Source organism: Micromonospora sp. M51, from assembly GCF_018070305.1.
Classification (GTDB): Bacteria; Actinomycetota; Actinomycetes; order Mycobacteriales; family Micromonosporaceae; genus Micromonospora; species Micromonospora parva.
Genome location: NZ_JAGPXZ010001562.1, coordinates 1 through 387, shown reverse-complemented (window position 1 = coordinate 387; position 387 = coordinate 1). Strand labels below are relative to the sequence as shown.

General features: G+C 76.5%; 1 pseudogene. It reads right to left on the bottom strand.

Annotation, left to right across the window (positions count from 1 at the left end):
* A pseudogene (locus KBX53_RS35955) lies at positions 1–387 on the bottom strand (sensor histidine kinase); the annotation flags it as partial.

Below are 387 nucleotides of genomic sequence, written 5' to 3'. Positions count from 1 at the left end.
CGACCTGCCGGGCGGCCTCCCGACGGCGTTCCTCGGCCGCCGAGGCGGCCTGCCGGGCCAACGCGGCCCGTAGCGAACGCCGGTTGCGCACGGCGTCACCGAGAGCGATGACGGCGAGCATCAGGGCCGCCTCGGAGCCGAGACCAGCACCGATCACGACGGAGATGTCGTCTCCCTCGATGAGCCGGGCGGCCACCGAGACGGCCAGCAGGCCCCCGCCGACAGCGGCGGCCGGCTGCACCCGACCCCGCTGGGCGGCCAGGTAGAGGATGGCGGCGGCCGGGGCGGCCACGCCGACCGGCGGCAGCTCCAGCGCGTAGTAGCCGAGGATGCCGGCTGCGGTCGCCAGCAGCGCCGGAACCGTCCAACGCCGGGCCACCAGCAGCA